Origin of the sequence: Leptolyngbya sp. FACHB-711 (assembly GCF_014695615.1) — a bacterium.
In the GTDB taxonomy this organism is placed as follows: domain Bacteria; phylum Cyanobacteriota; class Cyanobacteriia; order Elainellales; family Elainellaceae; genus Leptolyngbya_A.
Map to the genome: position 1 here is coordinate 1 of NZ_JACJOR010000377.1, position 9,090 is coordinate 9,090.

Sequence of the window (9,090 nt, forward strand, 5' to 3'; positions counted from 1 at the left end):
TCAAATTTTTATGTCAAATTGGCTTGAGCATAGTGTCCAGATCGAGGTTCCCGTTCCAATGGAGCAGGTTTGGGGGTTGTGGGCTGACCTGGAGCAGATGCCGAACTGGATGAAATGGATCGAGTCTGTGAAGGTGCTGGAAGACAATCCCGATCTGTCGCGCTGGAAGCTAGCAACCGGAGGACTAGAGTTTAGCTGGAAATCGCGCATTCTCAAGCAGATTCACCATCAGATTATCCAGTGGGAGTCGGTTGACGGGCTGCCTAACCGGGGCGCAATTCGGTTTTACGATCGCGGCGAGTACAGTATTGTGCGGCTCAGCGTGTCCTATGCAATTCCAGGCGTGATTGGCAAAATTATGGACAATTTGTTTTTGGGACGGGTGGTTGAATCGACGCTTATGGCAGATCTGGAGCGGTTTAAGGAATATGCGATCGCCGCTCACACAAATTCGGCTGCTTAACTGAGTATTTTAATTGAGCAGTCATTTTTAATAGAGGGCGTGCAGTAAACGGTCAGCCTCAGTTCAAGGTTTTGCAGCCCCCCACACCCTCAAAAGGGGGGACTTTATAAGGTTGAGCAGACCTAGGCTGACTGCCGATCGATCCATTCTAAAATTCGATTCCATGCCCACCAGGGGTCACAATCGCCGAAGCGACGTTGGCAGGCTTTGCTGCTGAAATAGCCCACATGACCCCCATATTGGGTCAACATCAGATCGATCGCTTCATTTGACGCGCAGGCAGCCTGGAGATCAGGAACGATCGTCGGGTCAAACAACGGATCGTCTGCTGCATACAGAATCAGCGTTGGCTTGGTCAGGTGAGGCAGCAGGGGTAAAGGACTACTGGCATCGTAGTACGCCTCAACCGAGGGAAAGCCTAATGGTTTAATCACCAGTTCGTGATCAAAGCCCCAGATACTATTTGCCCGATCGATCGCCGCTGGATCGAGACTGCCCGGATGATATTGCCGAATTTCTAGGGCAAGCTGCTTAAGGGCACGGGCGATTCCCCGTTCCAGATGTTTTCCCAATGGATCATTCATCAGGTAGGCAAGCGATCGGTGGGAATCCAGACTGGGACAAATCACCGCTCCACCTCTTAGATCGGACGGCTCAATGCCCAAATCGGCAAAATTCTCAGCGTGAGATGCTTCCTGAATGCCCCAGAGCGCAAGCTGACCGCCCAATGAGTAGCCTGTAAACCAGAAAGGCGGCGGACAGCCCAACGCTTTTGCCTTTGCCGCGATGTGAACGAAATCTTGCCCTTCATAGATTCCATCAGAAGTGAGCGTCGGCGACAGCTCTGCTGTTTTGCCATGTGCCCGCCAGTCGAATAAGACGACCGCATAGCCCTGAGCAAATGCCTTGCGTCCGAGAAGTTGCAGAAACCACTGATTTTCCAGCGTGCCCGTAATTCCGTAAGTTCCCACGATTGTCCCCTTAGGCGACTCTGGAACTGCCACCCATCCGAAAATTGGCACATTACCCTGCCCCAGAAATATCTGGGATCGATAGGAAGGCTCAGGGTCAATCGTCCACTGTTGCCACTGACGACTCGCTTGCAGGGCTATGAATACCGTCATCGCATAGCCATTGCGTAAGCCCCACGGCGGCAAAAAAGAAGTATCCAGAACACCTGAATTTTTGAGGGAACTCATTAAACTCCTGACGGTTCAAGGGCTTGTTTCACCTGACGCAAAATTCGGGCACGACTGGCGATCGTCGCCGTTTCGCCTTCAAGCTGCACATAGATTTTACTGGGCGATAGGGTTCCTGCCGATCGCTCAAAAGTCAAAACCTCACCTTCTTCTGCCGTTTTTTCGTATCCCATCTGGCTCAGCGTACTTTCAAGCTGATTTACAAATTTCTTTCTGCTTGCAACTGAAACCGTCAGCGTGGTCGTACGGTTGAAAGAGGTTCCCAGCCCCCCTGCAATCAGTCCGGCGATCACCCCCAGGATCTGCGGTACGCCTGTTTCTGAACCAAAATGCAACCCTCGAATTGTGACAAAACCGACAATGACTGCTGTTGCTGTGAAGTAGTAGAGAAACGTAGGCAGTACACCAGGTCCAAATTGCATTGCGGGTAATTCCTAACTTCATTGTTTTTATAGCGTTTTTTGGGGAGGGGTGAGTCGGTGGGTAGGTGAGCGAGTGTACCTAGATACCCAACTTATCCGATAAACTTACTGGACTTTCTGTTGGCGATCGGTTAGTCTCAAATCCATAGTTGAGTATCCTGATTGATTTACCGTATTTTGGAGGGCAAAGATGTTTCAGATTCGTAAACTGCGGCGATTTGTGGCGCTGCTGCTGGCTGGGGTTAGCTTGAGCATTAGCCTTGCGGCCTGCACAGGCAGCGGAACAACCCAAACCACTGCATCTGGAGACGGCAATTCAGCAGGTCAGCCTGCCGAGCTAACGTTTGTCTCTTTTGCGGTAACTCAGGCTGCTTACGAAAAGATCATTCCGCTGTTTACGAATAAATGGAAGCAGGAACATAACCAGGACGTAACCTTTAACCAGAGCTACGGCGGTTCCGGTTCTCAAACTCGCGCGGTTATTGATGGACTGGAAGCCGATGTGGTTGCGCTGGCACTGGCACTCGATACACAGAAAATCGAGAAAGCAGGACTGATTGAGTCAGGTTGGGAAAAAGAACTACCCAACGACAGCATCGTGACGAAATCGGTGATTGCGCTGGTAACTCGCGAAGGCAATCCCAAGAATGTGAGATCCTGGCAAGACTTAACCCGCAGCGATGTAAAAGTGATCACGGCGAATCCGAAAACTTCTGGAGGTGCGCGCTGGAACTTCCTAGGACTGTGGGGTTCGGTGTCACAAAACGCTGAAGATGCGAAGGCACTGCAATACGCCACTGATGTTTTCAAGAACGTGCCCGTGCTACCCAAAGATGCTCGCGAATCAACTGATGTCTTCTTTAAGCAAAAGCAGGGCGATGTGCTGCTGAACTACGAGAACGAAGTGCTGCTGGCGAAACAAAAAGGCGAAGTGCTGCCCTATGTGATTCCTGACCCCAATATTTCGATCGACAATCCCATTGCAGTAGTCGATACCAATGTAGACAAGCACGGCACCAGGGAAGTTGCAGAAGCGTTTGTGCAGTTCCTTTACACCCCTGAGGCGCAGCGTGAGTTCGCGAAGGTTGGCTTCCGTCCTGTAGATACTTCCGTTGCTCAGGAGTTTGCCAGCGAATACCCCAAAATCAAAAATCTAAGCACTGTGCAGAATTTTGGCGGCTGGAGCCAGGTGCAGGAAAAGTTCTTCGATGATGGAGCTGCCTTTGACAAGATTCAGGCACAGGCTGGACAAGGCTAGTTTAGCAAGTACCAGTTATTTGCTCTGATTGTGGTGCCCAATCTTTTGAGCTTGCCACTCAGAACATCGCGTCAGATTCTCCTCTCTTTAGGACTCGATCGCTTTACTCTCAACGAGTGGGGCGATCGATTCTTTAGGCGGGTTAGAAGCTATTGCAGGCATCCTCTCCCGGTTTCGATATCCTGCTGCTTAAGAGAAATCCGTTTTGTATTAGGTTTAAAAGGGACAAAGGATAGATCATTCGCCTCATAAGTTATAAACTATAAGCAATATCGATAAGTATAGTTACTTACTGTTTGTGATCCGGTCTTCGTGTACTGGACGCAGATTTTGAACTGCTGATCTCCTGTCCATCTCGCCAAGCCGTTTGTTGAATAGAGGAAGTCATGGCTGTCGCAACAACCCAATCGATTGAGGAATTGTGTGTTAATTCGATTCGCTTTCTAGCAGTCGATGCCGTTGAAAAGGCGAAATCGGGTCATCCCGGACTGCCTATGGGAGCTGCGCCGATGGCGTTTGTCCTGTGGGATCAGTTCATGCGGTTTAATCCCAAGAATCCCAAGTGGTACAACCGCGATCGGTTTGTGCTGTCTGCTGGACACGGCTGTATGTTGCAGTATGCCCTGATGCATCTGACGGGCTATGACAGCGTGACGCTGGACGATCTCAAGAGTTTCCGTCAGTGGGAGTCGAAAACCCCTGGACACCCAGAGAACTTTGAAACGCTCGGAGTCGAAGTGACCACAGGTCCGCTGGGGCAGGGCATTGCAAATGCGGTGGGTCTGGCAATGGCAGAGGCACACATGGCGGCTCGCTTTAATAAGCCCGACAGCACGATTGTTGATCACTATACCTATGTGATTCTGGGCGATGGCTGCAATATGGAAGGCGTTTCCGGTGAGGCTTGCTCGCTGGCAGGACACCTGGGACTGGGCAAGCTGATCGCGCTGTACGACGACAACCATATTTCGATCGACGGCTCCACCGATGTGTCGTTCACCGAAGACGTGAGCAAGCGGTTTGAGGCGTATGGCTGGCACACAATCCACGTTGAAAACGGCAATACGGACCTGAAGGCGATTGCGGCGGCGATCGAAGAAGCGAAGAAAGTCACCGACAAACCGACGATGATCAAGGTGACAACGACGATCGGCTATGGATCGCCCAACAAGGCAAATACGGCAGGCGTTCACGGTTCTCCGCTGGGCGGCGACGAAATTCAACTTACCCGCGACAAGCTGGGCTGGACCTATGGCTCGTTTGAAGTGCCCGAAGACGCGCTGAACCACTTCCGTCAGGCAGTCGATCGCGGAGCCAGCCTGGAAGCCGAGTGGAACGAAACCTTTGCCCAGTACAAAACCAAGTACGCAGACGAAGCGGCTGAGTTTGAGCGCATGATCAGCGGCAAGTTGCCCGAAGGCTGGGACAAAGCTCTGCCTGTCTACAGCCCGGAAGACAAAGCACTGGCAACCCGTCAAACTTCAGAAAAAACGCTGAATGCCCTGGCTCCAGCACTGCCGGAACTGGTTGGCGGCTCGGCAGACCTGACCCACTCCAATCTCACCTATCTAAAGGGTTTTGGCGACTTCCAGAAAGGCAGCTTCGGCGGACGCAACCTCCGCTTTGGGGTACGGGAACACGGCATGGGCGCGATCTGCAACGGCATGGCCCTGCACGGATCGGGTTTGATTCCTTACGGCGCAACCTTCCTGGTGTTTACCGACTATATGCGGGCGGCAATTCGTTTGTCTGCGCTGTCACGCTGCGGCGTGATCTGGGTCATGACCCACGATTCGATCGCCCTGGGCGAAGATGGCCCGACGCACCAGCCGGTGGAGACGATCGCCTCACTGCGAACCATTCCGAATCTGACGGTGTTCCGTCCGGCTGACGGTAACGAAACCTCTGCGGCCTACAAAGTAGCAGTGGAGTACGCGAATCAGCACCGCCCGACGTTGATGGCAATGTCGCGTCAGGGTTTGCCCAACTTGGGTGGGTCGATCGAGCAGGCGACGAAGGGCGCGTATGTGTTGTCCGACAGCGAAGGCACACCGGATATTATCCTGATCGGCACGGGCAGCGAAGTTTCCCTCTGCGTTAAAGCGGCTGATCAGCTTCGGGGCGAAGGCAAGAAGGTGCGCGTCGTCTCCATGCCGTCGTGGGAAGTATTTGAAGAGCAGGATGCCGCCTACAAAGAGTCCGTTCTGCCAAAGAACGTGAAGAAGCGGTTGGCAGTGGAAGCCGGAATCAGCTTTGGCTGGTGTCGCTATGCCGGCAGCGAAGGCGATACGGTCAGCATCGATCGCTTTGGCGCATCGGCTCCGGGTAGCGTGTGTATGGAGAAGTTTGGCTTCACCGTTGATAACGTGGTGAGCAAAGCAAAAGCTCTGCTGGGCTAAAGCAGTTTCATTGCTACATCTCCAATGAAATAACAGGGTGGGCTAATTGCCTGCCCTTTTTTTGGCGATCGTGAGAATAGCAACCCATGCAGAAAAACCTGTAATACTAAAACTGAAACCGTTTTACATTCTCAATCGCCCGTGTCTCAAGCTTCTGACCTCACTGCTCCTAAGCTGGATTTAAACCAGCCGCAGGTGTTTCGCCTGTCACCCCTGATTCGGCTGACACTGCTGTTGCTCTACATTGCGCTGACGCTGCCCCTACCGTTTCTGGCAGATGTGACCGAGGCTTCGGTGTCATCCCGACTGCTGGCGATCGGTTTAGTCGTTGGGTTGGGGCTGCTGTATGTCGCGCTAACCGAGCGGGTGACGGTGGACGAGCAGGGCATTCGGGTGAGCTATCCGGGCTGGATTTCTTGGTTATGGCGCAGGGGATGGTCGCTTCAGTGGTCAGAGATTCAGGCGTTGAAGCCGCGATCGACCGGACAGGGCGGTATTGTCTATTACTTTCTTAGCCGGAGCAGTGATACGGAGCAGTTCCCCTATCAAGGTAAGCGGGCGTATCTGCTGCCGATGCGAATTGTCGGCTTTGCTCAGCTCGTTCGGATTGTGGAAGCCAAAACGGGAATTGATACGCGAGATGTCAAGCCTCTGGCACAGCCCTGGATGTATCTGATTTTGCTGCTGTTGACCCTAATGCTGCTGGCAATCGATGCCTGGACGATCACCACTGCGCTAGGGCAAGCATAATGCGATCGGCTGAAACCAATCCGCTTTTGCAATTAGAGCAGGTGAGCCTGCAAACGGGAATTGGGGCGCATTACCTGCTGCAAGACGTTTCATTTCAGGTATTTTCGGGCGATCGGGTGGCGATCGTGGGCGCGTCGGGCGCGGGCAAAACGACGCTGCTGCGGGTGCTGAATCGGCTAAGCGAAGTTTCTCAGGGGCAGGTGTTTTTTCAGCAGCAAGAAATTCGGCAAATTCCCCCGGTTGAGCTTCGGCAGCAGGTGGTGCTGGTTCTTCAAGAATCAAAATTGCTTGGAATGACGGTACGCGCCGCTTTGAAATATCCGCTCCAGCTTCGCAAATTGCCCCAGCGCGAGCTTGAACAACGAATGCAGCTCTGGCTGGAACGACTGCACATTCCGCAAGAGTGGCTGGAGCGATCGGAGATTCAGCTTTCGGTGGGACAACGACAGCTTGTAGCGATCGCTCGAGCATTAATGACTCAGCCAAAGGTGCTTTTGCTGGACGAGCCGACTTCTGCCCTTGATGCTGGACGCGCCCAAAATTTGCTGGAGGTGCTGAACGATCTTTCACAGACAGAAGGCACGGCAATTTTGATGGTGAATCATCAGCTTGAGCTGGCGCAGCAGTTTTGCACCCGGATGCTCTTGCTCGATCGCGGTCGATTAGCCGCTGATGCCCCGATCGATCGCCTTGACTGGCACGAGGTGAAAGAAACTCTCCTTCAGAGGGAAGTCGAAGCAACGGAAGAGTGGGAGTAAGATTAGGATTCAGATCGTTAATCGAGATCCTGTTATGACTTCCGCATCAGAGCAGTATCGGGAAATCGTTCGGCACTATGCTCCTAACGGGCTAATCTCGCCTGATGTCCGGCAAATTCTAGAGCGACAACAACGTTATCTAAAGCTATTAAGCCAGGAAGCTGAGGCGATCGAGCGATCGGTTTTACAGTTAGACTTTCAGGCGGATTCACAGACAGATTTGCAGGCGAATTCAAACTCGGATTCACAGGCGGATTTCCAGACGAGCTTTCAGAAGGACTTGCAGACAAGTTCACCGTTAGATTCACAAACGGATTTACCGTTAGATTTGCAGACGGATTCGCAGACGGATTCGCAGACGGATTCGCAGACAGATTCACTATTAGATTCACAGTCTGCCCAACAGCCCGATCCCAGCCCAGTTTTGCTTGCTGAACACAACCTCGATCAAGCGACCCATCAAAACAGCCCAGTTGCACCTACTCTAGAAAATTTGGCAGCACCCGCGAACGCTAGTCCTTCAGAGACTCACACTGCGCCAGAACCAGAGCCAGCAGCGGTCACGCCTGAGGAGCTGTCCAATCCAGAAGCCATTTCTCGTTATCAAGCTGCTTTTGCCCAGGCAATTCGGTTTCAGTTTCCGCTGAACGAAGTGCTGAAGTTAGGCTTGCGATCGTTGCAGCAAACGCTAAATCTGACCGATCAGCATATAGAGGCGATCGAAATTCGCAGCCTTGAGGCACTGGACGCAGAGCAGCAGCAGTACAAAGCAAACCTTGAGAAATATCGAGAAGAGTTTGAGGGTTCGAGAGCTTTTTTATATAGCGAGTCAGTGCAGGATGAGCTGTGGGAGCTTCAGCGCAAGCTCAAACTTCGGAGTGAAGATGTGCTGAGGCTAGAACGGGAAGTCATGCAGGACGCAAGGCGCGATAGCCATCATGAGGCTTTTCCGCCGATCGAAGATTCCTTTGCCTCGGCAGGCATTCAGGCTCTCGAAGACAAAATTAAAGATGAATTGTTTAACCCCACAAATTCTGAACCCGGTCATAGCACGTCTCGCCCCTTAGTTTCAACCGCTCACCTGAAGCCCGAAACGCGAGTGACCGAAGAAGCGGATGTCCTTTTCGCTGATAGTTCGTTGAATCAATCTCAACCTGGGTCCAAGGTCAGCGCAAATGCGAATGCTAAACCGAATACCCAGGAGAAAAATTCAGGCTCTCAGGAAGGTTCTACAGTTGGTTCTACAATTATCGTTCAATCGGAGCTGGAGCAAGCTTTTCAGGAATTAGAAAAGCATTTAGGCAAGGAAGGACAGCGCGACTGGTGGGAAGCAGACCAGATAACCTTCGAGATTTTGCTCAAGCTTTCCCCCAATCCCTCCCTGAACTGGCTCAATATGCAGGCGATCGAAACAATAACGCAGAACGATGCCCTGGAGCGAATCGATCGCCTATGGAGTGTTGCAAGCGAAGGCAGATACGGCTTATTCGCTCAGCAAGAGGTCTATAAGAAAGTGATCAAAGACCTGCAAGACGAGCATCAAAGCAAGCTGAAAGGCGATCGCTTACAGCAGCTTTATATCCAGGAATTTGTACGACGAATTGGTTGGTGGGATAATCGGCTGCAATTTCTCAAGTTTTACAAATGGCTCGATTTCCATACAGATCTGGCAAGCCGTCCTGATATTCCGGCGGGGCAGTTTCCGGCTTACTGGTTCTGGGTAATTCCGCGTCCATACGCCTTTCAGCTTGGTGGCATCGGGTTCGGACAGGGAGGCTGGCGCGTTGATGTGTCGCGCTTACGGGCATGGATGACCCGGCTGAGAAACTGCAAGCTAGAGC

Annotated in this window: 8 protein-coding genes; 6 read left to right on the forward strand and 2 right to left on the reverse strand. The window is 52.3% G+C overall.

The annotated features are described in order from the left end of the window. The coding region (locus H6F80_RS15785) for an SRPBCC family protein (protein WP_518523596.1) at positions 1–463 on the forward strand (463 nt) is incomplete at its 5' end. Positions 464–585: 122 nt separating this feature from the next. Here H6F80_RS15785 and H6F80_RS15790 read toward each other — a convergent pair. Next, the gene (locus tag H6F80_RS15790) at positions 586–1,662 is read right to left on the reverse strand and encodes a YheT family hydrolase (protein ID WP_190792483.1); all 1,077 of its coding nucleotides are present in this window, start codon (positions 1,660–1,662) and stop codon (positions 586–588) included. Further along, entirely contained in the window at positions 1,662–2,084 is a 423-nt protein-coding gene (locus H6F80_RS15795) for a hypothetical protein (RefSeq protein ID WP_190792484.1), read from the reverse strand. The genes H6F80_RS15790 and H6F80_RS15795 overlap by 1 nt, the downstream gene beginning before the upstream one ends. A gap of 190 nt (positions 2,085–2,274) precedes the next feature. Here H6F80_RS15795 and H6F80_RS15800 point away from each other — a divergent pair, with 190 nt between their 5' ends. The 5 genes from H6F80_RS15800 to H6F80_RS15820 all read left to right on the forward strand — a co-directional run. Beyond that, positions 2,275–3,342, forward strand: a complete 1,068-nt coding sequence (locus H6F80_RS15800) for a sulfate ABC transporter substrate-binding protein (protein ID WP_190792485.1) — start codon at positions 2,275–2,277, stop codon at positions 3,340–3,342. 386 nt (positions 3,343–3,728) lie between these two features. Beyond that, positions 3,729–5,741, forward strand: a complete 2,013-nt coding sequence (gene tkt / locus H6F80_RS15805) for a transketolase (RefSeq protein WP_190792486.1) — start codon at positions 3,729–3,731, stop codon at positions 5,739–5,741. A 141-nt stretch (positions 5,742–5,882) separates the two neighbouring features. Next, positions 5,883–6,491: a PH domain-containing protein gene (locus tag H6F80_RS15810; RefSeq protein ID WP_190792487.1), complete on the forward strand. Its 609-nt coding sequence runs from the start codon at positions 5,883–5,885 to the stop codon at positions 6,489–6,491. After that, a complete protein-coding gene (locus H6F80_RS15815) occupies positions 6,491–7,249 on the forward strand; it encodes an ABC transporter ATP-binding protein (RefSeq protein WP_190792488.1) in 759 nt (252 codons plus the stop codon). The genes H6F80_RS15810 and H6F80_RS15815 overlap by 1 nt, the downstream gene beginning before the upstream one ends. Positions 7,250–7,283: 34 nt before the next feature. After that, positions 7,284–9,090 (forward strand): GUN4 domain-containing protein (locus H6F80_RS15820; RefSeq protein WP_190792489.1); only part of this gene is annotated, 1,807 nt, incomplete at its 3' end.